The sequence below is a fragment of the Candidatus Pantoea floridensis genome (assembly GCF_900215435.1).
Classification (GTDB): Bacteria; Pseudomonadota; Gammaproteobacteria; order Enterobacterales; family Enterobacteriaceae; genus Pantoea; species Pantoea floridensis.
Genome location: NZ_OCMY01000001.1, coordinates 3,539,654 through 3,566,219, shown reverse-complemented (window position 1 = coordinate 3,566,219; position 26,566 = coordinate 3,539,654). Strand labels below are relative to the sequence as shown.

The following is a 26,566-nucleotide window of genomic DNA, read 5'->3' as shown; positions in this document are numbered from 1 at the left end:
GCTTATTCCGTTAGGGTGGGAAACAGGTGGTTCAGCGCGCCGATCGCGTCGTCATAGCCGCTGCGTTCATGGATGGCCTGATGGAGAAAGGCCTCCAGGTCCGGATATTGGCTAATCGCCTGGTCGAGCAAGGGATCGCTGCCTTTTACATAGGCACCTACGCTGACCAAATCGCGGTTACGTTGATAGGCAGAGAGCAGCTGTTTAAAACGCTGCACTTTGCGGTACTGCGCGTGCGGGATCAGTTCGGTCATGGCACGACTGATTGACGCTTCAATATCAATCGCAGGATAATGCCCCTGCTCTGCCAGCCGGCGCGACAGGACGATATGGCCATCCAGAATGGCGCGCGCCGAATCGGCAATCGGATCTTGCTGGTCGTCGCCTTCGGTCAGAACGGTGTAAAACGCGGTGATGGAACCGCCGCCAGGCATACCGTTACCGGTGCGCTCAACCAGCGCGGGCAAACGGGCAAAGACCGACGGTGGATACCCTTTGGTCGCCGGTGGCTCACCAATGGCCAGCGCCACTTCACGCTGCGCCATGGCGTAACGCGTCAGGGAATCCATAATCAGCAGCACGTTCATGCCCCGATCGCGGAAATCTTCGGCGATGCGCGTCGCGTAAACGGCACCCTGCATGCGCAGGATCGGCGAGACATCGGCAGGCGCGGCAATCACCACCGCGCGCTCACGTCCCTCTTCACCGAGAATGTTCTCGATAAAATCTTTCACTTCACGGCCACGTTCACCAATCAGCCCCACCACGATCACATCGGCGGTGGTGAAGCGTGCCATCATGCCTAGCAGCACACTCTTACCCACGCCCGATCCGGCGAACAGGCCCATACGCTGGCCACGACCGACCGTCAGCAGGCCGTTGATGGCGCGTACGCCCACGTCCAGCACGGTTTTAATAGGATCGCGATGGAGCGGATTGAGTACCGGCGTGAACAGGCTGGCGGCTGGTTTACCGGCCGGTGGACGACCATCCAGCGGCCGCCCTTGCGCATCCAGCACGCGGCCTAACAGGTGCGGCCCAACCGGCAGCTGTTTGCCCTGGCTGGTATCGGCTTCGGGCGCGTACACGCGTGCGCCGGGCAGAATGCCATCTACCTGCTCAAGCGGCATCAGGTAGAGCGTGGAGCCGTTAAAGCCCACCACTTCGCTCTCTACCGCGCTAATGCCCTGACTGGTGCGACGCTCAACAACGCACAGCGCGCCAATCGGCAGTTTGAGCCCAACGGCTTCCATCACCAGACCGGTGGCGCGCGTGAGTTTGCCGTACTGGCGGAAACAGGGCATGTCGCCCAGCTTCTCTTCCACGCGATCCAGCGCCTGCAGCCAGTTTTTCAACTGCTGACTCATTGTGACAGCTCCTCGCGCGCCAGCTGGCACAGCGCCTGCCAGCGTGTTTCCAGGCTGGCATCAAACTCCACTTCCGGCGAGATGATGCGGCAGCCGCCGGGGGCCAGCTGCGCATCGCTGTGCAGCTCCCATCCCAGCTGTGCCAGGGTGTCACCCATGGCGGCGGCGACATTCTGCCGATCGTCTGGATGCACGTAGAGTTGCATGGTGCCGTGCAGCAGCGCGTCCTGTTTCATTAGGTTGCGGATCTGCTTCAGCAGCGCCGTGTTGTCCGCCACGCTGGCCGATCCGTACAGCTGCTGCACCGCCATTAATGAAAGCTGCACCAGACGCCCCGGCACCAGGCTCTCCAGGCTGTCCATCGCCAGTTTAAAATTGCTGACCCAGCCCTCGGCCTGACGCAGCAGCTGTTGCTGCTGAGCGACGGCATCGGCTTTGCCTTGCGCCAGTCCGGCTTCGCGGCCTTCGCGTACGCCCGCGTCAAAACCCTGCTTGCGGCCCTCTTCCTGACCACTGCTTAGCCCCTGCTGATATCCCTGCTGTTCGGCCTGCTTGCGCAAGCGGGCCAGTTCGGCCTGAATGTCCTGTTCGCTTTGAAGGCTATCCAGCGTTGGCAGCGGTGCGGCCACGGCGCTGGTATCACTCAGCAGGTTATCAGGCTGCCAGCTGCGCCACTCCGTGCCGCTGGCCTGCTCAAACTTTTTATCAAACGTAGGCATCGTCGCTGCCTCCGATGATGATTTCGCCAGTTTCGGCCAGGCGGCGCACCACGTTGAGGATGGTTTTCTGCTCCGCTTCCACCTGCGACAGGCGTACCGGTCCGCGCGACAGTAAATCTTCTTTCATCAGATCCGCCTGACGACGCGACATATTGAAGAAGAATTTCTCGCGCAGCGGCTCGTCGGCCCCTTTCAGCGCAATCAGCAGGGTTTCGTTCTCGATCTCCTGCAACAGGCGCTGGATGCTGCGATCTTCCACTTCGACCAGATTTTCGAACAGGAACATCTCGTCGATGATCTTCTGCGCCAGTTCGCCATCGAACTCACGCACGGCCTCAATGGCCAGCTCTTCCTGCTGCGATTTCATCAGGTTGAGAATCTCTGCGGCAGGTCGTACCCCGCCCATTTTGCTGCGTTTGAGATTCTGACCGTGCAACAGGTTATTCAGCACTTCGGTCAGCTCCTGCAGCGCAGCTGGCTGAACGCCGCCGAAGGTGGCAATACGCAACATAATGTCGTTACGTTCGCGATCTTCGAATTTGCCCAGTACATCAGCCGCCTGGTTACGCTTAAGGTGCACGAGGATGGTGGCGATGATCTGCGGATGCTCTTCGCGGATCAGGTCAAACACCGACTGCGGCTCCATAAAGTTCAGCGTTTCGATACCGTTGGTGCCCTGATGGGTATCCAGCAGATCTTCCAGCAGCGAGGTCGCGCGCTCTTCGCCCAGCGCCTTGACCAGCACGCTGCGCAGATAATCGTTGGTGTTGAGGCTGAGCGCAGCGTACTCGGTTGAGTCTTTCTTGAACTCACGCAGTACCGCAGCCATCTGGTCATGGGTGAATCCCGCCATGTTGACCATAGAGCTACTGATCTGCTTTACCTCATGGGCATTGAGATGCTTAAACACCTCAGCGGCCAGTTCATCGCCCAGCGTCAGCATGACAATGGCGCTTTTATCTGAGGCCTTCATTTAGTGTGTTCCTTATTCATCCACTGACGGATAACCAGAGCAATGACGCGTGGCTCCTGCTCCGCCAGTTCACGCAGCTGTTGGCTGTTGATTTCGGTATCGACGCGCTGCTGCGCCCGATCGCTGGCTTCCTTCTCGGCGGCACGTTTTTTCGCCGCAATCTCTTCCTGACGCGTCTCTTTTTCAATCTCAAGACGGCGCAAGGTGATCTCGTGGTGGCGCAGCCACGCTGGCTGAACCAGCTTGCGCCACATCACCCAGGCAATAAGCGCAATCATCAGATAGCGGGCCAGCGTCATCATCAGTGACTGGAATCGCTCTTGCTTCCAGATCGGCGGCAGCGGCTCTTCCACAATGCCGTTGAACGGCGAGTTCATGATATTGACGCTGTCGCCACGGCTTTCGCTGTAGCCGATCGCCTCTTTCACCAGCGCGCTAATGCGCGTCAGCTCCGTCTCACTCAGCGGCTGCACTTTGCCCTCTTCGCCCTGCGGTAGATGATTAATCACCACCGCGACCGAAAGACGTTGAATGCTGCCCATGTTGGATTTGATGTGCGTCAGCGTGCGATCCAGCTCGAAGTTGGTGGTTTCGTCACTGCGGTTGTTAAAAGGCTGTCCGCTGCTGGCAGGCGTGGACGTTGACGTCGTGGTGCTATTCGCATTGGTGCCTTTCTTCGCCTCCGCTGCCGCCGTGTTCAGCGGTTGGGTAATCGGTGCCGACGCCGGCGTTGGTGGCGAGTTGCTCAGCGCACCAGGCACGCCGCCGGTGGCGCGACCATTGCCCTGCTCAGCAAGGCTGGCCTGACGGCTACGAATCGCCATTTTTTGTGGATCGGCGTTCGGCTGATACTGTTCCTGCGTTTGCTCTTGCTGGGTGAAATCAAGCTGCGCGGTGACCTGTGCACGCACATTACTGTCGCCCACCAGCGGCGCCAGGATGCGCTGGATGCGCTGCTGATAATCATTTTCCAGTTCACTGGTGTATTTCAGCTGTGAAGTTTGTAGGCCACCCACGCCACGTTGCGTCAGCAGATTGCCACGCTGATCGACGATGGTGACGTTCTCTGCGGTCAAACCCGTGACCGCACTGGAGATCAGATGGGTGATCGCCACCACCTGCCCTTCATCCAGCGACCGGCCTTTAATCAGGTTGACGGTCACCGATGCCGTTGGCAGCTTTTGGTCGCGCACAAACATCGAGGGCTTCGGTACCGCAAGATGTACACGTGCCAGCTGAATAGGGCCGAGGTTTTCGATGGTGCGAGCCAGTTCGCCTTCCAGCGCGCGCTGGTAATTCACCTGCTCGCTGAACTGGCTGGTGCCGAATTTCTCCTGGTCCATCAGCTCAAAGCCTACCTCGCCACCTTTCGGCAGCCCCTGCTGCGCCAGCTTCATGCGCACTTCATGCACCTGGGCTTCCGGCACCATAATCACCCCGCCCGGTGTATCAATGCGATACGGGACGTTGAGCTGAGACAGCTGCGCGACAATGGCACCGCCATCCTCATCGCTGATGTTGCTAAACAACACTTTATAGTCCGGCTCTTTCGCCCAGAACATCAGCGCGATAATCACTGACAATGCCGCGGCGGCGCAAATCACCAATAGCAATTTCGGGCTGCTGCGCAGCCATGATATTGCCGATTTAAATTGCTCAGCCGGGTTGTTGGTTAAATCATTCAATGTGGCACTCATGCCTGATCCTGTAAGAAATATCATGTATCGATAATGCGTGCCGGCTGACGCCTGAGCGTATACCGATAACGACAAATTCAAATTCGTGGGAGAATTTTCAGGCAGGCATTATCGACGCATTAGGGGAAAATTTAATCCCGGATAAGCTCAAAGTTCTGTTCGCTTATCGGATTTTCTTCAGGTTTTATATACATGTTAAGCTGCTGACGTTTAAAAGATGTGCAATTAACTCAGTATTAACAAATAGCGTTTTATTTTACTCACTCAGGACGTAAAAAATGTCAGCAACACTCATGCGTGGCGTGCTTGATCAGATCCAGACCCAGGCGCAGCAGCTTTCAGGCGCACCGAAAGCCAGACTGGACGCGCCCGAGAAAGGCTTCTCTTTTTCAGATGCGCTATTTAACAGTATCAATGAAATAAACAAAACTCAGCTCGATGCGAAGAATACCACGCAGCAATGGATGTCTGGCTCTAGTGATATTGGCCTGAATGACGTTATGCTCTCTATGCAGAAGTCATCAATTTCATTTAGCTTCGGCATGCAGGCGAGAAATAAGATGATTAGCGCCTATCAGGAAATAATGAACACGCCGGTTTAAGGCTTGTTAATATTCTATGAGCCTAATTACTAGCAACTCTGCGCGCTTATTACGTCATCAGCTGATTTTATCGGATGGCGAATTAGCGCGCTTTGGCAAATTAATTTACCGCCGCGCCGGCATTGTGGTTAATGCCCATAAACGCGAGATGATTTTTAATCGTCTTTCGCGTCGTGTGCATGAACTGGCGCTGAATAACTTCAGCGAGTACGCGCAGATTCTTGAATCCCATCCGGAACATCCGGAGTGGCAAACATTCATTAATGCGCTGACCACTAACCTGACCTCCTTCTTCCGTGAGGCACACCATTTTCCGGTGCTGGCGCAACACGCGCATCAACGCCGGAACGGCTACCGCGTGTGGTGCACCGCCGCCTCTACCGGTGAAGAGCCCTGCTCAATCGCCATGACGCTAAATGAAACGCTCGGCGCCTCCCTTTCCGGACCGCGTATCTGGGCCTCGGATATTGATACCGACGTGTTAGCCCGGGCCGAAGCGGGCGTCTACCGTCTGAGCGATTTAGACACGCTGTCGCTGATGCAGAAGCGCCACTATTTTTTACGCGGCTCGGGTGAGAACAGTGAAATGGTGAAGGTGAAGCGTGAACTGCTGGCGAGCATCAACTATCTGCAGCTCAACCTGCTGGATGCCAACTGGGCAAGCGTGCCTGAGTCTGTCGACGCGATTTTTTGCCGTAACGTGATGATCTACTTTGATGCACCTACCCAGGAGCGTCTGCTGCAACGCTTTGCCCGCATGCTGAAACCCGGTGGGTTGCTGTTTGTCGGCCATTCCGAGCATTTCAACTATCCGAATATCCCGCTGCGTCTGCGCGGACAGTCGGTATATGAAGTGCTGGAGAGCCGCGCGTGAAGCGGATTCGCGTCATGGCCGTGGATGATTCCGCACTGATGCGCAACATGCTCAGCGCCATCATCAATCAGCAGCCGGATATGGAAATGGTGGCCACCGCACCGGATCCGCTGGTGGCGCGCGAGCTGATCAAGAAACTCAATCCGGATGTGCTGACGCTGGATATCGATATGCCGCGCATGGATGGGCTGGAGTTTCTTTCCCGCCTGATGCGGCTGCGCCCAATGCCGGTCGTGATGATCTCATCCATGACCACGCAGGGTTCACACACCACTCTGCGTGCGCTGGAACAGGGCGCGGTGGATTTTATCGCCAAACCCGATGCGCACACCAACAGCGACTGGCAAGAGTGGGGCGAACGCGTGGTGGAGAAGATTCGCAGTTCGGCAAAAGCCCGGGTGGGCCAGGGTCACACCAGCCCGCAGCAGCGTCAGCCCATTTTTGACGCGCGCGTGGGTCACGAAAGTCTCATTGCCATCGGCTCCTCCACCGGCGGCACCGAAGCACTGCGCCGGGTGCTGGTGCAGATGCCGGTCAATTGCCCGGGGATTGTGATTGCCCAGCATATGCCCGCGGGCTTTACCCGCTCCTTTGCACAGCGCCTCGATTCGCTATGCGCGATCAACGTGCGTGAAGCGCAGGATGGTGAGCGCGTGCAGATGGGCACCGCGTTGATTGCGCCAGGCGATTTGCACATGGAGATCGTGCGTCAGGGCAAAGGTTATGCCGTTCGCCTGAGCAACGCGCTGGAAGTGAATCGCCATCGTCCTTCGGTGGATGTGCTGTTTCACTCGGTGGCGTTGCATGCCGGTCGACACGCCAGCGCCGCCATTCTCACCGGCATGGGCCACGACGGCGCGCGCGGCATGCTGGCGTTATACAACGCTTGCGCTTACACCCTGGCGCAAAGCGAAGCCACCTGCGTGGTGTTTGGCATGCCGCGCGAAGCCATTGCGCGGGGCGGCGTGAAAGCGGTGGTCGATCTCGATGATATCAGCCAGCACCTGCTGGACAGTTTTAGCCATAACAAACAACGAAACAGAACGTCTGCCGGACGTTCAGGAGACAACTCACATGACGGATAAAAGCCTGCGTTTTCTGGTGGTCGATGACTTCGCCACCATGCGACGCATCGTACGTAACCTGCTGCAGGACCTGGGTTACAAGAACATTGAAGAAGCCGAAGACGGACAGGATGCGCTGAATAAGCTGCGTGCTGGCGAATTCGATTTCGTGGTCAGCGACTGGAACATGCCGAATATCGACGGTCTGGAACTGCTGAAAACCATTCGCCTCGATCCCGCTATGGCGAAAATGCCGGTGCTAATGGTTACCGCTGAAGCCAAACGCGAAAATATCATTGCCGCCGCCCAGGCCGGTGCCAATGGATACATCGTTAAGCCGTTTACCGCTGCCACGCTGGAAGAGAAGCTCGGCAAAATTTTTGAAAAACTTGGGTAATGAGCATGGCTTCGGATAACACGAAAGATCTCTTTTTACGCATCGGCCAGCTGACTCGCCTGCTGCGTAATAGCATGGCCAATCTCGGGCTAGAGCAGGCGATTATGGAAGTGGCCGATGCCTTTCCCAATACCCGCGATCGCCTTAACTATGTGGTGGGTAAAACCTCACAGGCCGCCGATCGTGCGTTAACCAGCGTTGAAGTGGCCCGTCCGCTGCAGGATACGCTGAGCGAAAATGCAACGCAGCTGAGCGCACGCTGGGATGCCTGGTTCGCCAATCCACAGCCGCTGGACGATGCGCGCGAGCTGGTTAAAGAGACGCGCGGCTATCTGCAACAGGTACCGGAATTAACCCAGCTGACCAATCGCCAGCTGACCGAAATCATGATGGCGCAGGATTTCCAGGATCTCACCGGCCAGGTGCTACAAAGCCTGATGCATGTGATTGAGACCGTGGAGAAAGAGCTGATTAATGTGCTGGTTGAAAACATGGGTGAACGTGAAGCCGTCGCGCCGCCTGAGATGGAAAATCTGAAAAACGGTCCGCAAATCGATGCCATGGCAGAAGGCATCGCCACGTCTCAGGATCAGGTAGATGACCTGCTGGAGTCGCTCGGCTTCTAACCCGGCCTGGCGAAACCTATGTCCGAAGAGAGTGAAAACGACAAAACGGAAGACCCCACACCCCACCGAAAACAGAAGGCCAGGGAAGAGGGACAGATTCCGCGCTCGCGTGAGTTAACCACGCTCGCGATGCTGCTGGTTGGCTGGGGATTGATGGTTTCCGGCGGCGATCATCTGGCGCGCAAACTGATGCATATGCTGCATAACGGTTTGGTGTTTGACCGGCTATTGGTGAGCGACCCTCAACATATGCTGCATCACGCCGGTGCGCTACTCGGCAGCGCCTTTCTGGCGATGCTGCCGTTTGTCGGCGGCCTGTTTATTACCGCCCTGGTGGCGCCTTCCATTATTGGCGGCCTCAATCTGAGCGGGAAAGCGATTAAGTTCAGCGCGAAGAAACTGAACCCGATCAGCGGTATCAAGCGCCTGTTCTCCTCGCAGATGCTGTCTGAAATGACTAAAGCGATTCTGAAAGTATCGCTGGCGGGGATCGGTGGCGGGCTGTTTCTCTGGCTCAACAAGATGAAGTTTATTGGGCTAGTGTTTGAACCGCTCGGCATGGCATTAGGTGACATTAGCCGCCTGCTGCTCGGCTGCATGCTGGTGATCATCCTGTCACTGATCCCGATGGTGGCCTTCGATGTGATTTACCAGCTGTGGAGCCACTTTAAAAAGCTGCGTATGAGTCGTCAGGAGATCAAAGACGAGTTCAAAAATCAGGAAGGTGATCCGCAGCTGAAAGGTCGCGTCAGGCAGCTTCAACGCCAGATGGCGCAATCACGCATGATGAGCGATGTGCCCGCAGCAGACGTGGTGGTGAACAACCCCACCCACTATTCGGTCGCGCTGAAATATCAAGAAGGCAGTATGGGGGCACCGATTGTGGTGGCCAGCGGTAGCGGTCTGATTGCGCTACGCATCCGTGAATTGGCGGACGAAAACCGCGTACCCATGCTGGAAGCGCCGCCGCTGGCGCGTGCCCTTTATCGCCATTGTGAAACGGGACAACCGGTTCCCACTGAATTGTATAACGCCGTAGCTGAAGTGCTGGCCTGGGTTTATAGCCTGCGTCGCTGGCGAAAAGGCTTAGGTCAACGCCCGCAGCTGCCGAAAGACCTTCCGGTTCCGGCCGCGCTGGATTTCGCACAAGAGAGTAAAGAGTGATGGCTAATCTCGCCACAAAATTACGTTTGCCCAACATGAAGGAAACCCAATGGCAGGTGCTGGCGGGGCCAGTGCTGATCATGACCATCCTCGCGATGATGATCCTGCCGCTGCCAACTTTCGTGCTGGACCTGTTGTTCACCTTCAACATCGTGCTGTCGATCATGATTCTGCTGGTGGCGATGTTCACCCAGAATACGCTGGAGTTCTCGGCCTTCCCGACGGTGCTGCTGTTCTCTACCCTGCTCCGCCTGGCGCTGAACGTGGCCTCAACGCGTGTGATCCTGATGCACGGCCATACGGGTGCCGGCGCGGCTGGCCAAGTGGTGGAGGCCTTTGGCCACTTCCTGGTGGGCGGCAACTTTGCCATCGGTATTATCGTCTTCGTGATTCTGATCATCATCAACTTTATGGTCATCACCAAAGGTGCCGGCCGTATCGCTGAAGTGGGTGCGCGCTTTACCCTTGATGGGATGCCGGGCAAACAGATGGCGATTGATGCGGATCTGAATGCCGGCCTGATTGGCGAAGATGAAGCCAAGCGTCGCCGTAAAGAGGTAACGCAGGAAGCCGACTTCTACGGGTCGATGGACGGTGCCAGTAAGTTTGTGCGCGGCGACGCCATCGCCGGTTTGATGATCATGGCCATCAACATTATCGGTGGACTGATTATTGGCGTGATGCAGCACGATATGTCTGCGGGCATGGCGGGCGAAACCTACACCCTGCTGACCATCGGTGATGGTCTGGTGGCACAGATTCCGGGTCTGGTGATCTCTACCGCTGCGGGTGTGGTGGTGACACGCGTGGTTAACGACCAAGATGTTGGCGAGCAGATGGTGAGCCAGCTGTTTACCTCTCCGCGCGTACTGCTGCTGGCCGCCGCGGTAATTGGCCTGCTCGGTCTGATTCCGGGCATGCCAAACTTTGTCTTCCTGCTGTTTACTGCCGTGCTGCTGCTCACTGCATGGTGGCTGCGTGGCCGTCAGGCTGAGCAGAAGAAATCTGGCGCATCAGGTTCTGTCTCACACGATCCGATGATGGCGGAAGCTGAAGCGGCGCAGGTGAATGAAGCCACCTGGTCGGACGTACAGATGGAAGATGAGCTGGGGCTGGAAGTGGGCTACCGCCTGATCCCCATGGTGGATCAGGAGCAGAACGGACAGCTGCTGACGCGCGTACGCGGCATTCGTAAAAAGTTTGCTCAGCAAATGGGCTTCCTGCCGCCGGCGGTGCATATTCGTGACAACCTCGACCTGCCGCCGACGCGTTATCGCATCCTGCTGAAAGGCGTGGAGATTGGTCACGGGGAAGTTCAGCCCGATCGCTGGATGGCGATCGATCCCGGCTGCGCGGAGGGTGAAGTTCCCGGCACCGCCTGTACCGAGCCAACCTTTGGACTGCCTGCTCGCTGGATTGATGAAGTACATCGCGAACTGGCGCAGACGCTGGGATATACGGTGGTGGATCCGAGCTCCGTGGTGGCCACGCATCTTAATCACTTAATCTCTACCCATACGGAAGAGCTGTTTGGCCGTCAGGAAGCGCAGCAGCTGCTCGATCAGCTGACGAAACATGCGCCAAAACTGGTGGAAGATCTGATTCCAGCGGTCATTAGCCTGACCATGTTGCATAAGGTCTTGCAAAACCTGCTGTCTGAGCGCGTACCGATTCGTGATATGCGTACCATCATCGATACGCTGGCCGAGTTTGCCGGCCCGAACAGCGATACCGACGATCTGACCGCCCGCGTGCGCGCCCGACTGGCTCGCGCCATCACGCAGCAGTGGTTCCCAGGCGAAGAGGATATTCAGGTGATTGGGCTGGATATGTCTCTGGAGCAACTGCTGGTGCAGGCGACCCAGAGCGGCAGCGCCATCGAGCCGGGTATTGCGGAAAACCTGATGAAACAGACGGAGAAAGCGTTGATGCATCAGGAAGGACTTGGCGCACCGCCGGTGCTGCTGGTTAACCCATCGCTGCGTCTGATGCTGTCACGCTATCTGCGCCGCATGTTCCCACAGATGGCGGTGCTCTCCAGCCAGGAGATCAACACGCAGCGTAATGTGCGCATGACGTGGATGATTGGTAGTAAAGCATGAAGTGTTTGATGCTGGGAATGGGGATGCTGCTACTGGCGGCATCCCCGCTGGCCGGTGCGGCGAGCGGATCGTGGAGCAGCGCAAGCTACGGCGGCACGCTGACGCACGGCAAGCAGTGGCTGAAAAGCCGTCCCGTTCAGAGCACCGGGGCGCTGCCCCAACATGCCAGCGCGCAGACGTTGCAATGGCAGATCAAAATGGATGGCCCGGCGCCGCAAGGGTTGCGCCTGCAATTTTGCAGCGTCAGCCGTTGCGTACCTTTGCCCGCACAACAGGGTGAGATTACCCTGCCCGCCGGTTTTCCGGCGGCTGGGCCCTTCCACTTCGAATACTTCTCGATACGTCGTGGGCCCTTACAGCCGCCGCTCACGGTGCTCAGTAACCAGGTCACGATAGGTTACCAGGTTAAGCGTTAACGGCTGGCTGCGATTTTACCCCACCAACATCAATTCACGATCTTCCACCATCGGCTTATTCAGCAGTGACAGCAGAATGTTTTTCACTGCCTGCGCCGATGGCGACAGCGGCAAACGCGCCGAGATATTCAGTGACAGCGGCAAATTCAGCGACGGGCTGTTAATCCGCGCCATCCAGGCATGTGTTGAACTGACCAGCGCCCGCGCGGCGGATTCAGGCAATACTGTAACGCCCATGCCGCTCGCTACGGCGGCGGTCAACGTCGAGATCGACTCAATCTCACCAATAATGCGAGCGCTGAGGCGGCGCAGCGAGAAGGCTTCGTCCACACGTTTGCGCACCGCACTGTAATCACGCGGCAGGAACAGACTCATCTGCGCGACGTCTGCCAGATCGACCGTGGTGCCCGGACACGCCGTGGCGCCCACCAGGTAAAGCTCCTCTTTCATCAGTGGAATGCTGTTGATGCCTGCCGTCGGCGCGCGATCGTACAGCACGGCCATATCCAGCTGGCCGTTCATCACTTTTTCATTCAGCGAGGTGCCGCTGTTTTCATGCAGATACACCAGCACATCGGGGAATTGCTCGCGCACCGTGTGCAGCAGCGGCATGGTAAGTGACGATGCGGCGGTACCCGGCGCTAAGCCAATCGATACCTGACCATTTAATGCCTGCCCGGCATTGATCACCGCCGTCTGCGCTTGTTCGCACTGACGCAAAATAGTACGGGCGTGGGCATAGAGAATTTTACCGGCCTCGGTTGGCGTCACGCCGCGCTTGGTGCGGATCAGCAATTGCTGATCGAGTTCATTTTCCAGCGTAGCGACCTGCTGGCTAAGCGCAGGCTGCGCGATGTGCAGCACTTCTGCTGCCTGAGTCAGGCTGCCGATATCGACGATTTTTACAAAGTACTTGAGTCGTCTTAAATTCATGTTGCCTCCGTCAATCCCCGAATACCCAGGTTGGGCGTCTCAGCCTGCTGGCTTGTGTAGATGAAGTTGCAATATGCAGGCCAGGTTTATTCAAGCGGTAAAAAAGCATGGCCGGATTTTTCCTAAAGGCACGGAAAATAAGCGTTTGTGATTACCTCGAACGGGTTAATAAGCGCGGGCGATGACGCAAAAGGATTAAGGACGCATCAGGTTGCACTGCGATGGTGCGGAAAATGCGAGGCAGGCGTGCAAAAAAGTGATGACGCGATGAGCGGGTATGGTGCAGAAATAGCCGATAAAGGGCAGAAATAGCGTTAATGAAACCAAACGAGCGGGAAAGAAGGGGATTAACCAGCAGGAAAACTTATGTGGTGGGGAGGGTGCGCGCTGTCCCTCACCCTAGCCCTCTCCCGCTCGCGGGAGAGGGAACCGACCGAGAGAATTTTTGTGTTAAATGCACGGTGTCGATACGCAAAATACTTCGCGCTGTAGCAAGGCGGCAAGCCCGTTTAGCCCTGGGAGCATAGACAACTATGTGACCAGGGTAAACGGGCGCAGCCAACGCCGCTACAGCGCGAAGTATGAAGCGTATCAGCGTTTTTTGCGGTTGCGGTGCATATCTATTGAAACCGCGGCAACGATGATGATGCCTTTAATAATGTCCTGCACGTACGCATCGACACCAATAAAGGTAAAGCCGCTCTTAATCAGTCCGAGGATCACCGCGCCAATCAGCGTACCGGTGATGCGTCCAACGCCGCCCATCAGGCTGCTACCGCCGATAACCGCTGCGGCGATGGCGTCCAGTTCGTAGGCCATGCCCATACTTGACTGGCCGCTACTCACGCGCGCCGCCAGCACCACACCCGCCAGCCCTGAGAGCGCACCGGCGATGGTATAGACGATGATCAGGTACTTGTTAACGTTGATGCCGGACACTTTGGCGGAGGTCATGTTGCCGCCAATCGCGTAGACATATTTGCCGTAGCGGGTGTGCTTCAGCGCAATGTGGAACAGGAACGCCACCACCAGGAAAATAATCACCGGCATTGCGCCCTGGCCGATGGAGGTAAAGCCATCTGACAGGAAGCTGATCGGATTACCCTGCGTGTAGTACTGCGCCAGACCGCGCGCGGAAACCATCATGCCGAGGGTCGCGATAAACGGAGGAATCCCGGTTTTGGTAATCAGTACACCGTTCATCACGCCGCACAACAGCCCTACTCCGATGCCGGCGACAATCGGAATCACGGCGGGCAGGTTGACCAATGAGGGATACATTGGCGTAAGGCTATCGGAGGTCTGCGCCAGGCTCGCCGCGACGACGGCAGTTAAGGCGATAACCGAACCGGACGATAGATCGATACCGGTGGTGATAATAACTTGCGTCACGCCCACGGCAATAATCCCGATAATCGCCACCTGCAACACAATCAGAACCAGGCGGTTGGTGTTCATCAGGAAGGATTGGTCACGCACGTACCAGCCTGCGATTTCAAAGATCAGGGCAATGCCCACCATCACAACAAAAATACCCGTATCTTTAGGCAGCTTATGACGCAGGTTGCTGAAGAAAGAGGGTTGTTCTGCGGCCTGCGGGGCCGAAATTTTTACATTACTCATAGGTGTCTCACGCCTCACTCGGATGCCAACGACAAAATGGTTTCCTGATTGGCCTCTTCTTTATCGAGGATGCCGGTTATACGTCCGCCGTGCATTACCATCACGCGGTCGCTCATGCCGAGAATTTCTGGCAGTTCGGACGACACCATGATGATGGCGACGCCACGGTTTGCCAGTTCACTGATCAAACGATAAATTTCTGCTTTGGCCCCAACATCAATACCGCGCGTCGGTTCATCGAGGATCAGGATCTTCGGTTGCGCCAGCAGCCAGCGCGCAATCAGCACCTTCTGCTGGTTACCGCCGCTGAGGTTATTGATGATCTGATCCATGGTGGGGGTTTTGATGTTGAGTTTGCGAATCTGATCCATGCAGTCCTGCGCCATTTTGATATGGCTGACAAAACCGCTTTTGTGGGTGTAATCCGGCATGTTGACGATGCTCATGTTCTCCATCACCGACAGCACCAGGAACAACCCGGACTTTTTGCGATCTTCGGTGAGAAACGCCATGCCCTTCTCAATCGCCGTGGAGGGAGAATCAATCTTCACCGGGACGCCATCAATCAGGATTTCACCGCTGTCGAAGCTCTCCATGCCGAACAGGCTTTCCATCACTTCGCTGCGCCCTGCACCTACCAAGCCGGCAACGCCAAGAATTTCACCCTTGCGCACCGTAAAGTTGATATCGGTAAAACGGTCTTTGCAGGTTAAATTACGCACCGTCAGCACATCTTCGCCGATTTCCCCATTAAATTTCGGGAACAGCTGCGTCAGTTCGCGGCCCACCATCTGGGTAATCAACGATTGGCGGGTATAGTGGCTGGTGTCATTACTGCCCACCCAAGAACCGTCGCGGAAGATACTGATCTCATCGGTAATGGCAAAGATTTCATCCATTTTGTGGCTGATATAGATGATGGCTTTGCCCTGCTCGCGCAGGTCACGGATGATGGTGAACAGATGCGCCACTTCGGTTTCTGTCAGTGCCGAGGTCGGTTCATCCATGATCACGATGTCTGAATTCCACGATACCGCTTTGGCAATTTCAACCATCTGCTGCGAGGCGATACTAAGCTCACCGACCATACGATCCGCTTTCAGACGGATATTCAGCCGGTTCAGCAACGCCTGCGTTTGCTTATTGAGTTTGCCGTGATCGACAAAGCCGTACTTCATCGGTTCGCGACCGAGCCAGATGTTTTCGGCCACGGTCATGTAAGGCACCAGATTGAGCTCCTGGTGAATCATGGAGATGCCAGAACGCAAGGCATCCATGGTGTCCTGAAACTGCACCGGCTCCCCTTTAATGCGAATGGTGCCCTTATCGGGACGATACATCCCGATAAGGCATTTCATTAAAGTGGATTTGCCCGCGCCATTTTCACCCATCAGGGCATGTACCGACCCCGGTTTAATACGCAGTGAGACATTGTCGAGTGCCTTCACTCCGGGGAAGAACTTGCTGATGCCTTCGGCTTCAAGCGCAAAAGCGGTCATACATCACCTCCGTACGGCTAAGTCGGGAACGGTTATTTTTGATTCTGACTGACGAACTTTTCGTAATTGTCTTTGGTGATCAGCTGGAACGGGATATCGACGACTTTTTGCACTTTCTCGCCATTAATCAGTTTGACCGCCGTTTGTACCGCGCCTTCACCCTGGCCTTTAGCATCCTGGAACACGGTGGCGACCATTTTGTCGTTCTTGATCATTTGCAGCGCATCGGGGGTGCCATCAACACCGGCAACCAGGATGTGGTTCGGGTTTTTACCCAGCGCCTGCAGTGCACCAATCGCCATTTCATCGTTGTTAGACGCAATGGCCTGGATGTCATCACCGGCGGTTAACCAGTTGCTCACCACGTCTACCGCATCGTTACGCATGAATTTAGCGGTCTGTTTCTGTACCACTTTGATGCCAGGATATTTCGCGACGACCGCTTCAACACCTTTGGTGCGCTCGCGGGTCGATTCGTTGGCGAGGTCACCCAGCAGAATCGCCACGTTGCCTTTGCCGTTCATTCTTTTCGCTAACGCTTCCATTTGCAGACGACCGGCCAGTTCAGAGTCGGAACCGACAAAGGCCATTTTGTCTTTCAGTTCACCCGCCGGTTTGCGGTTAACAAACACCAGCGGCACGCCCGCTTTCGCCGCCGCATCCACCAGTGGTTTTACCGCGTTGGTGTCTACCGGGTTAACGATGATGGCGTCAACGCCCTGACCAATGAAGTTCTGAACCTGCTGCAGCTGCTGTGAAACGTCGCCTTTCGCGTCTTCGACCTGACCTTTGATGTTGTCTTTCTGCATCTCTTTCTGCATTGCGGTGCGCAGAATGGTGAGGAAGTTGTCATCAAACAGCGCCATAGAGACGCCCACCTGAAGGTCTTTTGCCATCACTGCGGCAGGCAACATGCAAGCTAACAGGGAAGTCACTAACGCTTTTTTGAATTTCATAGGTAACCCTTCTTTTTCGTTAACATGCTCAGGTTGGCTGAGACGACGAATGAAAAATATCTTTTACATTCACTCAACATCGCTGGCGTTTTTTTTGTGGTTGTAGAGGTAAGGCTTCTGGTCTAACGCTATTGGCTTACTGCATCTGTTTATTACAACCTAATAATTATCAATGTGTTATTTTCTCAATTCTGTTTTAGCTGCCTGCGCGCGTTTCGCAGGTGGTGATGAGCAGTTCATTTATTTCATCCAATCCACATTTGAAACTTTCATCATAAAAGCACTGAAACGATTGTTTTAAAATCGGCAAATAACAAAACTTTGACACGCCTCTAACATCTCAAAGGAATTGCGTTTAAAGTGAGATCCTGTTGGCAGTTTAGAATCTGATCGTTCAAGGCAAAAAAGCGTCATTCCGCTGCTTTTACGCGCACTTAAACCAGAAGTGTGCAGTCGGGCTTTGACAATGGGGATCGGCATCGCTAATATGCGCCTCGTTCACACGATTCCTCTGTAGTTCAGTCGGTAGAACGGCGGACTGTTAATCCGTATGTCACTGGTTCGAGTCCAGTCAGAGGAGCCAAATTTAAAAAGCCCGCTCAGGGAAACCTGAGCGGGCTTTTGTGTTTTATGCACTTAGTAAGGTCGTAACTTTATGGCGACCACCTTCATGGTGCGCATAAATGCGCACCTTAAGGGATTTCAGAACATAACTTGCTGATGGTTACACCACAAATTCGTAATGCGAACCGTCTGGTAATTCGATATCCACCCGCAATTTTCCACCCGCCGCTTCGATATAGCGCTTCAGCGTAGAAAGCTTAAGGTCGCGGCCCGGCTTTTCCATGCCCGCAACGGTAGGTTGTTTGATGTTGAGCGCCTGCGCCATTTCCACTTGGGTTTTCTGCACTTTCTCACGCAGCTCCGCTAAATGAATGTTGAGCAAGGTCTCTTCCGCCAGAGCCTTGGCACAGGCAACCACTTCAGGCTTTTCATCAGCGAGGATCTGTTCTAGCGTTCTGCCCATCGCCTCTCTCCTTTTCATCTCTTGTTATCTAAATGCCTGGCAAATTCTCGCTCGGCCAGCGGGACCATCTCAGCATAAAAGCGCTTTTCATTGCCTACTTTGCATCCAGCACAAAGTACAATACCTATTCGCCATGGATCGAAGGCGAAAAATGCTCGAATGGGATCGCCTTTACTTTGTACTCGCAGTTCTTTCAGGTTGCTATAACGTGAACCTTTAATCGTATCGGCATAAGGCCTGCTTAGAGCCGGACCTTTTTCTCGCAAAACGATAAGCCCTGCCAGTACACAAGCCCGGTCAACATCATCAAGCGACATTAGCCAGCGATAAAATCTGTCGGTTGTCTCTATCTTCCACACAATGCCTCCTTGCCAATATAGGTCAAATGCTATATAGGTGTAAAGCGATAAGTGGAGTGTGCACAGATGTAGAAAATGGTGCATTAAGCTTGAAGCAAAGTGTGGAGACGGGTTCCAGAAGAGTCATAAGAAAGAATGGCTGAGAAAACTTCACCCACATCACGTCTGCGGTTATAGTCCTTCAATCATTAACGCTACTCATGGATGGGGAAATGACGACGATCATAGTGAACGGTGAAGACCGCACCGCTCAACTTAAAGACTGGAAGTTGAAATACAATAATAATAAGCAATTGGAACTTAAAGGGATTTTTCACTCCGGTAAATCGTATTCGTGGCCATTCACTGAATGCCAAATTGAGCCAATTAGCCCTATTAGCGGTACGCTATTGCGTAAGAAAGGCACCACTACATTTCAGGAAATTGAAAATGCCGTGATGGTCGGTAATAAATATGTACTTTACACCTACCCCGGTAATAGCTATCGCTACCTCATGATGGCTGATAAGGCGGAAATTTATCACCCTGCGGACTATAAAGATAAAGCGTTATTTTCCTATCTGGTCGAAATGGCACAGGCTCGCGTCAAAAGTGCTTCCACCGATCAAACGGTGATTGCTGAAAACCTGGCCCATCAGCTATCGAAAATAATTCCGATAAATGATACTGCTTTACATGCTTACCTCGCGGGCAATAATGCCAGGCGCAATTTTTCACCTCAGCTAATCTACCCGTTTGGCATGAATCACAGCCAAATACAGGCCGTAGAGCAGGCATTTAGTTCGCAACTTTCCGTCATTGAAGGTCCTCCAGGCACCGGAAAAACCCAAACCATTCTTAATATTATTGCTAATATTCTTATGGAGAATAAAAGCGTTGCCGTTGTGTCCAATAACAATGCTGCTGTAGAGAATGTCTATCAGAAACTCGAAGAGTATGGATTAGGGCATGTGGTGGCGAAACTCGGTAGCAACGATAATAAGGCGAATTTTTTTGCCCGACTCCCTACTTTGCCAAATTGCTGGAAAAATATTGCACCGCGAAAAGAAGAGATCGCTAAAGCGGTTACTGAGATTAAATCCCATCTGCATGCACAGTGTGATAAAGCACGCTACCTGGCCGAGATTGAGGAATTAAAAATTGAGGAAAAATACCTCTCGCAATGGATGAGCAACCACTCTATTTCCTCAGGATGGCCGGTTGATAAATATCGCCTGACACCGCAAAAAAGCACGGATTTGATGGCATTATTGCAATCTATGAAGCGTGAGAAAATAGGCTTAGCGCAGCGTTTTACACTGTTCTTCCGCTTCGGCATTATTGATACCCGGCCACTTAAGACACCGGAAAAACGTCTGGCCTGTTTCTATGCTCTACAACGCCACTACTATCGCCAGCGCCTCACGCTGGCAAAAGAGAAGCTTGCCCATGCTGAAAAGCAATTAGTTCATCGCGATGTTTCGCAGTTGATTAAAGCCATTTCGCAGGATTCGCATGACTGTTTACAGGCGCATCTGAGCCAACATCTCAGCCCGGTGGAAGAGATCAACGAAGGCAATTACCGTAGAAACTTCAGCGCGTTTTTACAGCGTTTTCCTGTTATTGGTAGCACAACTTACTCAATTATCAGTTCCGTTGGCTCTGATAACCCGCTGGATTACGTGATTATTGACGAAGCATCGCAGCAGGATATTTTACCCGGCGTCTTTGCATTGGCATGTGCGCATAATGTTGTGATTGTCGGTGACCGCAAGCAACTTCCACACGTACCGGCGAAATTACCGTTTGATATTACAGCGCCCGAGGCAGCTTACGACTGCCAACGTAATAGCCTGCTGGATTCAGTTTTGAGCGTATACGGCAAGAACCTCCCTGTCACGTTATTGAAAGAGCATTACCGATGTCATCCTAAAATCATTCAATTTTGTAATAAACAGTTCTACGATAATCAATTAATTGCCATGACACGCGATCGGGGTGAAAAAGCTTTATCTTTAGTGATTACCGCTAAGGGTAATCATAATCGCGATAATAGTAATCTACGTGAAATCGAGTCAATGAATGCTCTGGACTGGCAGGAACAATCTCAGCGCGGCTTTATTGCCCCTTATAATGCGCAGGTTGATCTCTCTGAAGGCTATTTAGGTCAGGATTTTGTCAGCGCAACCGTGCATAAGTTTCAAGGGCGGGAGTGTGATGAAATAGTATTTTCGACGGTACTCGATAAAAAAGCCAGCTCACAATCCCTGGCATTCGTTGATGACCCGCAACTGATTAATGTGGCAGTATCGCGCGCTAAACGTCATTTTACTTTGGTGACGGGTGATAATGTGTTTACCCAAAACAACCAACACATCGCCGCACTGATTCGCTATATGCAATATTATGCAGATAACGATAACGTTTATCAAAGCCCGGTCGTTTCTGCTTTCGACCTACTTTATGAAGAGTATGACCAGTCTCTTGATACGTTAAAAGCACGACTTAATCCTGAGGATTCAAATTATAAATCTGAGCAGATTGCCGCACGTTTAATTAAAGATGCGCTAAAACTCGCGCAATTTTCTTCGATCCAGCTGCATAACCAGATTCCACTCAAACAGTTAATTATTGCGCCGAGTAGCCTCTTCACGTCGCGTGAAGAGCAGTTTATGAATCAAGGCGCGAGCTGCGATTTTGTACTTTATTATCGCGTGGGTAAACAGCCGCTTGGCGTTATTGAAGTTGACGGTGGTCAGCACGCCGAAACGCTACAAGCGGAACGTGATCAATTGAAGCAGTCAGTGCTCGATAAATGTGATATCCCGCTTCTCCGTTTGCGCACCATAGATAGCCACATTGAAGAGAAAATTGCGGACTTCCTGAACAAAGCGCTGCACCGGGAACAAACTGGTCTTCTCGTAAGTCCGCAATCGGCTTAATTAATCACAGGTAACGCCGCCAGCTCAAGGCTGCTACGGAAATCACTGCCCACATAATCCGTATCAATCAGCTGGCGGCGGCGCAGTTCCGGCAGCAGGCCGTTGAGCAGCAAATCCTGTTGGTCCGGCTGCCCGAGGCCATGCAGTGAAATCACATCCAGTACACCAGCCTGGTAACGTTGTTCGATGGCATCCGCCAGCGTTGCTGGCGTGCCGGCGACAAACCAGTGGCCGGTCTCTTCGGCTTTGATGATTAGCTCGCGCAGCGTTAATCCTTCCAGCGCATAGCCACGGAAGATGGCGGCACGGCCCTGAAGACGATGCACCTGCGTCACTTCAGGAATCAACGCCGCCGGTAGCGGCTGGTCAAGCGGCACATCGTGGAGATCCACTTCGCCTCCTAACATATCCGCCACGCGTAAACGCCCTTGATCATAGTTGATGCGTTCATGTTTTTCGCGCAGGCGACGCGCAACATCAGCGTCGCTCTCACCAATGATGGCGTGGAAGGAATTCATGATCAGTGGAGGATTATGCTCACGACCAAAACGTCGTGCGCGTTGCTGCACCTCAGCCACAAACGTCTGCGCGGCCTCAAAGGTCGGCTGCGAGGTGTAAATCACTTCGGCATAGCGCGCGCCCAGCGTCACGCCCGCCTCGGACTGTCCCGCCTGGAATTGTACCGGACGGCGCTGCGGCGGTGGCGGCACGTTAAGCGGTCCGGCAACCTGAAAATAGTCACCGCGGTAGTTGATCGGATGCAGTTTAGTATGATCGAGACGAATGCCGCCGCTGGCGGTGCGCTGCACCGCCGCGCGCTCGTTGGCGTCATACAGCGCGTTCATCACTTCGATAAATTCGGTGGCACGCGCATAGCGCTCCTGCGGTGGCGGCAGCGGGCTTTCGCCAAAGTTTTCCTCGCCAACGGAGGAGGTCACCGCATTCCAGCCCGCACGCCCGCCGCTAATGTGATCGAGCGTGGCGACCTGACGCGCCAGATTGTACGGATGCAGCCAGCTGGTGCTGACGGTGGCGATCAAACCGATGTGTGACGTCACCTGGCTCAGCGCGGCGAGCGCAATCAGCGGATCCTGAGTGCCGGTGGTGCCCGCTAAGCCCGCCGGATCGGCCTGCAGCAAATCAGCGGTGAACAGCCCGGTAATTTTTTCGCGTTCGGCAATCTTCGCCAGTTCGATAGCACGCGCGATCCCCACTCCCGGCTGGCTGTCGTTAGCCGCGGAGATCACGCTGCTGGCACCGACCAGCGTTTTCAATTTTCTGCGATAGGTTTGCGACACAACACTCTCCTTTATGGTTGTCGCGCGAAATCCGCTTTGACATGGTTTAATGCGTCCGCGTCGGTCAGCAGGCGCAATCCGGTGCGCGCTAACACGCGTGCACCTATCAGCAGCGCCTGATAACCGCGCGCTGAGTTAGCGGCTTCGCGGAACGGCACGGTGTGGAAAATCAGATCGTCAGGGCCGATTTTCAGCCACGGATGCGCTGTCGGCACCGCATGGCTGATGTCGCCGGCATCGGTAGAGACTTTGTTCTTCTGCGGTGACAAATCGACCTGTTCGCCTGCGGCGATGAACTCATCCAGCAGCAGCGCATCGAGTGCCGGATTGAGTTTGAAATCGCGCGGGCCAATTTGATGATCAATTTCAACGCGCGCACCGGTCGCCAGCGCCACGCCTTCGGCTATGGCGCGCAGACGTGGTTCGAGCGATTCGACCACTTCACGGCTGTCGGCACGGATGTAGTAGTGCGCCGAAGCGTATTCCGGGATAACGTTCGGCGCCTGGCCACCGTTGGTGATGATACCGTGCACGCGCACGCCGTCCGGCAGCTGCTGACGCAGCACGCTGATGCCGTTGTAGAGCAACACCAGCGCATCCAGCGCATTGATACCTTCATGTGGCGCGCTGGCGGCATGTGACGGTTTGCCGTAAAAGTGGAAGTAGAGGTGATTATTCGCCAGTGTCGATTCAGTTAAGCGCGTTTTACCGGCGGGATGCACCATCAGCGCCACATCGACATCTTTCAGTAATCCGGCTTCGACAAAACGTTTCTTCACGTTGCCCTTGGGCCCGCCCGGCCCGGCTAAGCCGCCCTCTTCGGCTGGCGTACCCAGCACCACCACGCGGCCGCCGGTTTCCTCCAGCGCCTGGGAAAGCGTGATGGCCGCAGCCACGCTGGTGGTGCCAATCAGATTGTGGCCGCAAGCGTGTCCGATGCCGATCAGCGCGTCATACTCCGCCAGAAAAGCGATAGTTGGGCCGGGTTTGCTGCTGGTCTTTACCGCATAAAAAGCCGTTTCGTGTCCGGCGACGTTACGCGTGACGTCAAAGCCCTGCGCCGTCAGCAGCTGCGTCAGCTGTTCGCTGGCGAAATACTCGTTGTTGCCGGTTTCCGGGTTTTGGAATATCGCCTGCGAGACCTTGAGATAGGCGGCGCTGTGCTGTTCGAGGCTGTTTTCCAGGGTGAGCTGAAGGGCATTCAGCGACATAGATACTCTCCTTTTGCTATGCGGCGGTCGCCATAAATGGCGCCCCTACAAAAATTTGCACCGGCCTTCGTAGGGTGGCCATTCATGGCCACCGATTAGGCATGACGCTTATCAATACGCTGCACCAATCGGTCACCGACCCACTGAATGCCGCAGACCAGCACAATCAGTACCGCGATCACCGCAATCATCACCGAGGTTTCAAAACGCTGATAACCGTAACGAATTGCCAAATCCCCCAATCCGCCCGCGCCAATCGCACCGGCCATCGCCGAAGCGCCAATCAGTGCCACCAGCGTCACCACAAAACCCGAAAGAATGCCGGGCAGCGCTTCTGGGATCAGCACGTCCCAGACAATGCGCAGCTTGCTGGCGCCCATGGCGCGCACCGCATCGATCAGCCCGCGATCGACATCGCGCAAGGAAACTTCGGCGACGCGCGCGAAGTAAGGCGTCGCGGTAATCGAAAGCGGCACAATCGCCGCCCAGGTGCCGAGCGACGTGCCGACCAGGAAGCGCGTGAAGGGAATCAGTGCCACCAGCAGAATAATGAACGGCAGCGAGCGGAAGCCGTTGATGATGAGCCCCAGCACGCGATTAACGCCGCGATGTTCGGCAATCCCGCCCGGGCTGGTCATCACCAGAATCAAGCCGAGCGGCAAACCTGCCACCAGTGAAAACAGGCCAGAGATCGCGGTCATTAATACCGTCTCACCCAGCGCATTCAGCAAAAGATCAATCATGACTGGCGACATAACCCACCAACTCCACGTGTGCCTGCTGCGCATGCAGCCAGCTGAGAATCTGCTGCTCATCGGCCGCGTTTGCCGCCGGGAGCGCAATAAAGAAACGCACTACCGCGTAATGCTGGATGTGATCAACACCGCCCTGCAGCAGGCGGAATTTACCTGGCAGCGCGGCCGCAAAGCGGGTTAACAGATCGCCCTGCGCATCGTCACCGGCAAAATGCACGCTGTAGATGGCGTCGCCCTGCTTCTGATCGCTAATGCGTGCGGCCAGGTTTTCTGGCAGCTGTGGCAGCAATCCCCGCAGCAGCATGCGGGTCAGATCCGATTGCTGATGGGCAAACACCTGCCACACCGGACCTTGTTCGATAATTTCTCCGGCATTGATGACTGCCACGCGATGCGCCACGGATTTGATCACCTCCATCTCATGGGTGATCAGCAAAATGGTGATGCCGAGTTTTTGATTAAGCGATTTGAGCAGCGCCAGAATCGAGCGCGTGGTTTCCGGATCGAGCGCGGAAGTGGCTTCATCACACAGCAGCAGCGCCGGACTCGCCGCCAGCGCGCGCGCAATGCCGACGCGCTGTTTCTGACCACCGGATAACGCCGCCGGATAGCTTTGCGCTTTGTCCGCTAATCCCACCAGATCCAGCAGTTCCGTCACGCGCTGCTGGCGCTGCGCTTTATCCATGCCGGCGATTTTCAGCGGCAGCGCCACGTTCTGCGCCACGGTTTTGGCCGAAAGCAAATTGAAGTGCTGAAACACCATGCCAACGCGGCTGCGCACCGTTTGCAGCTGCTTTTCTGACAGGCCGGTGATGTTCCGGCCTTCAATTTCAATAACGCCTTCATCAGGTTGTTCCAGCCCGTTAAGACAGCGAATCAGCGTCGATTTACCGGCACCGCTGCGCCCAATCAGGCCAAGAATTTCGCCTTTCTGCACTGTTAGCGAGATAGCGTGCAGCGCCCGGGTTTGCCCGAAGCGACGTGATACTCCCTGCAAGCGCACTACGCTGCCGCTGTCGCGAAACGTTACCTGCGCTTCGTCATGCGCGCTGTCGACCACGCCGCGTTGCAACGTGCTGAAGGGGGTTTCGGCTCCAGAGAATAACGTCATCTTTTTCGTTCCTTACCAGGCCGTTTCGCCCGTACCCTTGTAGACTTTGTCAAACACGGTCTTCACGGCGTCGTTCTGATAGGAAGCCACCAGCGTTTTCACCCACGGTGCGCTCACGTTCTCTTTCTTCACCGCGATGAAGTTGTTGTACGGGTTATCTTTTACCGGCTCCTGGGCAATGCGATCGGCGGTTGTCAGGCCACTCTTCAGCGCCCAATCGGTGTTCACTACCGCAGCGTCGAGGTCAGGAACGGAACGGCCAATGATGCCGGAATCCAGCTCTTTGATTTGCAGATGATGCGGGTTCGCGGTGATATCGGCGGTGGTGGCCGCAATACCCACGCCTGGCTTCAGCTTGATGAGCCCCTGCTGCTCCAGCAGCACCAGACCGCGCGCTTCGTTAGAGGGATCGTTTGGCACGCCAATCACCGCGCCCTCTTTCAACTCTGCCGCCTTTTTTACTTTCTTCGAGTAGAGACCAATCGGCCACACCGCGGTATCACCCACGCGCACGATGTCGTAATGATTCACCTTGATCTGGTTATTGAGGAACGGCTGATGCTGGAAGGCGTTGGCATCCACTTCGCCATTTTGCAGTGCTTCGTTCGGCTGGTTGTAATCGTTGAAAATCACGGTTTTCACCGTCAGACCTTTGGCTGCCGCCTGTTTGATCACTTCGCGCCAAACATCTTCATCTTCGCCGCTGATAATGCCGACTTTAATCGAGGTTTTGTCGGCAGCGTGGGCCAGAGACAACGGCGATAGCGCCGCGCTGGCCAGCAGCAGCGCGCCAGCGGATAACAAGAATTTATTTTTAACGGATGCCAGACGTGTGTGCATAAAATATTTCCCAATCGTTATAATTGCGCGAG

The 26,566-nt window shown here is 54.9% G+C and carries 24 protein-coding genes and 1 tRNA gene; 10 read left to right on the top strand and 15 right to left on the bottom strand.

Annotated features, from left to right (window positions below):
- Window positions 1–2 precede the first annotated feature (2 nt).
- From fliI to fliF, 4 genes are read right to left on the bottom strand one after another with little or no spacing between them, the layout of a single operon-like run.
- On the bottom strand, window positions 3–1,367 hold the full coding sequence (fliI, locus tag CRO19_RS16570; RefSeq protein ID WP_097096807.1) for a flagellar protein export ATPase FliI: 1,365 nt from the start codon (window positions 1,365–1,367) through the stop codon (window positions 3–5).
- Window positions 1,364–2,086: a flagellar assembly protein FliH gene (locus tag CRO19_RS16565; protein ID WP_097096806.1), complete on the bottom strand. Its 723-nt coding sequence runs from the start codon at window positions 2,084–2,086 to the stop codon at window positions 1,364–1,366. Before CRO19_RS16565 ends, fliI begins: the two co-directional genes overlap by 4 nt.
- On the bottom strand, window positions 2,073–3,059 hold the full coding sequence (fliG, locus tag CRO19_RS16560) for a flagellar motor switch protein FliG (protein WP_097096805.1): 987 nt from the start codon (window positions 3,057–3,059) through the stop codon (window positions 2,073–2,075). Before fliG ends, CRO19_RS16565 begins: the two co-directional genes overlap by 14 nt.
- The gene (fliF, locus tag CRO19_RS16555; RefSeq protein WP_097096804.1) at window positions 3,056–4,756 is read right to left on the bottom strand and encodes a flagellar basal-body MS-ring/collar protein FliF; all 1,701 of its coding nucleotides are present in this window, start codon (window positions 4,754–4,756) and stop codon (window positions 3,056–3,058) included. Before fliF ends, fliG begins: the two co-directional genes overlap by 4 nt.
- 278 nt (window positions 4,757–5,034) lie before the next feature.
- On the opposite strand from fliF, the gene fliE reads away from it, so the two are divergent.
- The 8 genes from fliE to CRO19_RS16515 are packed head-to-tail and all read left to right on the top strand — an operon-like array spanning window position 5,035 to window position 12,001.
- Window positions 5,035–5,358 (top strand): flagellar hook-basal body complex protein FliE, encoded by a 324-nt coding sequence (fliE, locus tag CRO19_RS16550; RefSeq protein ID WP_097096803.1) that lies wholly within the window; start codon window positions 5,035–5,037, stop codon window positions 5,356–5,358.
- Window positions 5,359–5,374: 16 nt separating this feature from the next.
- The gene (locus CRO19_RS16545) at window positions 5,375–6,232 is read left to right on the top strand and encodes a CheR family methyltransferase (RefSeq protein ID WP_097096802.1); all 858 of its coding nucleotides are present in this window, start codon (window positions 5,375–5,377) and stop codon (window positions 6,230–6,232) included.
- Window positions 6,229–7,317, top strand: coding sequence for a protein-glutamate methylesterase/protein-glutamine glutaminase (locus CRO19_RS16540; protein ID WP_097096801.1), 1,089 nt, complete (start codon window positions 6,229–6,231; stop codon window positions 7,315–7,317). Before CRO19_RS16545 ends, CRO19_RS16540 begins: the two co-directional genes overlap by 4 nt.
- Entirely contained in the window at window positions 7,307–7,693 is a 387-nt protein-coding gene (cheY, locus tag CRO19_RS16535) for a chemotaxis response regulator CheY (RefSeq protein WP_097096800.1), read from the top strand. The genes CRO19_RS16540 and cheY overlap by 11 nt, the downstream gene beginning before the upstream one ends.
- A complete protein-coding gene (gene cheZ / locus CRO19_RS16530; RefSeq protein ID WP_097096799.1) occupies window positions 7,693–8,319 on the top strand; it encodes a protein phosphatase CheZ in 627 nt (208 codons plus the stop codon). Before cheY ends, cheZ begins: the two co-directional genes overlap by 1 nt.
- 18 nt (window positions 8,320–8,337) lie before the next feature.
- Window positions 8,338–9,483, top strand: coding sequence for a flagellar biosynthesis protein FlhB (gene flhB / locus CRO19_RS16525; RefSeq protein WP_097096798.1), 1,146 nt, complete (start codon window positions 8,338–8,340; stop codon window positions 9,481–9,483).
- Window positions 9,483–11,585 (top strand): flagellar biosynthesis protein FlhA, encoded by a 2,103-nt coding sequence (gene flhA, locus CRO19_RS16520; RefSeq protein WP_097096797.1) that lies wholly within the window; start codon window positions 9,483–9,485, stop codon window positions 11,583–11,585. The genes flhB and flhA overlap by 1 nt, the downstream gene beginning before the upstream one ends.
- Window positions 11,582–12,001 carry a flagellar protein FlhE gene (locus tag CRO19_RS16515; RefSeq protein ID WP_320204489.1) on the top strand — a complete coding sequence of 140 codons (420 nt, stop codon included), beginning with the start codon at window positions 11,582–11,584 and terminating at the stop codon, window positions 11,999–12,001. Before flhA ends, CRO19_RS16515 begins: the two co-directional genes overlap by 4 nt.
- Window positions 12,002–12,016: 15 nt before the next feature.
- Here CRO19_RS16515 and nac read toward each other — a convergent pair whose 3' ends face one another.
- From nac to CRO19_RS16490, 4 genes are all read right to left on the bottom strand, one after another.
- Window positions 12,017–12,934 carry a nitrogen assimilation transcriptional regulator NAC gene (nac, locus tag CRO19_RS16510; protein ID WP_097096796.1) on the bottom strand — a complete coding sequence of 306 codons (918 nt, stop codon included), beginning with the start codon at window positions 12,932–12,934 and terminating at the stop codon, window positions 12,017–12,019.
- A 591-nt stretch (window positions 12,935–13,525) separates the two neighbouring features.
- A complete protein-coding gene (locus CRO19_RS16500; RefSeq protein ID WP_097096795.1) occupies window positions 13,526–14,557 on the bottom strand; it encodes an ABC transporter permease in 1,032 nt (343 codons plus the stop codon).
- A 14-nt stretch (window positions 14,558–14,571) separates the two neighbouring features.
- Window positions 14,572–16,056: a sugar ABC transporter ATP-binding protein gene (locus CRO19_RS16495; protein WP_097096794.1), complete on the bottom strand. Its 1,485-nt coding sequence runs from the start codon at window positions 16,054–16,056 to the stop codon at window positions 14,572–14,574.
- 32 nt (window positions 16,057–16,088) lie between these two features.
- Entirely contained in the window at window positions 16,089–17,012 is a 924-nt protein-coding gene (locus CRO19_RS16490; protein WP_097096793.1) for a sugar ABC transporter substrate-binding protein, read from the bottom strand.
- A gap of 507 nt (window positions 17,013–17,519) precedes the next feature.
- Between CRO19_RS16490 and CRO19_RS16485 the strand changes: the two genes are divergently transcribed.
- Window positions 17,520–17,595 (top strand) — tRNA-Asn (locus CRO19_RS16485).
- Between the two features lie 141 nt (window positions 17,596–17,736).
- Here the strand turns inward: CRO19_RS16485 and proR are convergent.
- Together proR and CRO19_RS16475 are read right to left on the bottom strand one after the other, a co-directional pair.
- Window positions 17,737–18,039 carry a transcriptional regulator ProR gene (gene proR, locus CRO19_RS16480; protein ID WP_097096792.1) on the bottom strand — a complete coding sequence of 101 codons (303 nt, stop codon included), beginning with the start codon at window positions 18,037–18,039 and terminating at the stop codon, window positions 17,737–17,739.
- Between the two features lie 14 nt (window positions 18,040–18,053).
- Window positions 18,054–18,398, bottom strand: coding sequence for a type II toxin-antitoxin system RelE/ParE family toxin (locus tag CRO19_RS16475; protein WP_097096791.1), 345 nt, complete (start codon window positions 18,396–18,398; stop codon window positions 18,054–18,056).
- Between the two features lie 212 nt (window positions 18,399–18,610).
- Here CRO19_RS16475 and CRO19_RS16470 point away from each other — a divergent pair, with 212 nt between their 5' ends.
- The gene (locus tag CRO19_RS16470) at window positions 18,611–21,319 is read left to right on the top strand and encodes a DEAD/DEAH box helicase (RefSeq protein ID WP_097096790.1); all 2,709 of its coding nucleotides are present in this window, start codon (window positions 18,611–18,613) and stop codon (window positions 21,317–21,319) included.
- Here CRO19_RS16470 and CRO19_RS16465 read toward each other — a convergent pair.
- From CRO19_RS16465 to CRO19_RS16445, 5 genes are all read right to left on the bottom strand, one after another.
- Entirely contained in the window at window positions 21,316–22,617 is a 1,302-nt protein-coding gene (locus CRO19_RS16465; RefSeq protein WP_097096789.1) for an NtaA/DmoA family FMN-dependent monooxygenase, read from the bottom strand. The two genes, CRO19_RS16470 and CRO19_RS16465, sit on opposite strands and share 4 nt — an antisense overlap.
- 11 nt (window positions 22,618–22,628) lie before the next feature.
- A complete protein-coding gene (locus CRO19_RS16460) occupies window positions 22,629–23,828 on the bottom strand; it encodes a M20 family metallopeptidase (protein WP_097096788.1) in 1,200 nt (399 codons plus the stop codon).
- Window positions 23,829–23,923: 95 nt separating this feature from the next.
- Window positions 23,924–24,583 (bottom strand): methionine ABC transporter permease, encoded by a 660-nt coding sequence (locus tag CRO19_RS16455; RefSeq protein WP_097096787.1) that lies wholly within the window; start codon window positions 24,581–24,583, stop codon window positions 23,924–23,926.
- Window positions 24,564–25,694, bottom strand: coding sequence for a methionine ABC transporter ATP-binding protein (locus CRO19_RS16450; RefSeq protein WP_097096786.1), 1,131 nt, complete (start codon window positions 25,692–25,694; stop codon window positions 24,564–24,566). The genes CRO19_RS16455 and CRO19_RS16450 overlap by 20 nt, the downstream gene beginning before the upstream one ends.
- Window positions 25,695–25,706: 12 nt before the next feature.
- Entirely contained in the window at window positions 25,707–26,534 is an 828-nt protein-coding gene (locus tag CRO19_RS16445) for a MetQ/NlpA family ABC transporter substrate-binding protein (RefSeq protein WP_097096785.1), read from the bottom strand.
- Between the last annotated feature and the right edge of the window lie 32 nt (window positions 26,535–26,566).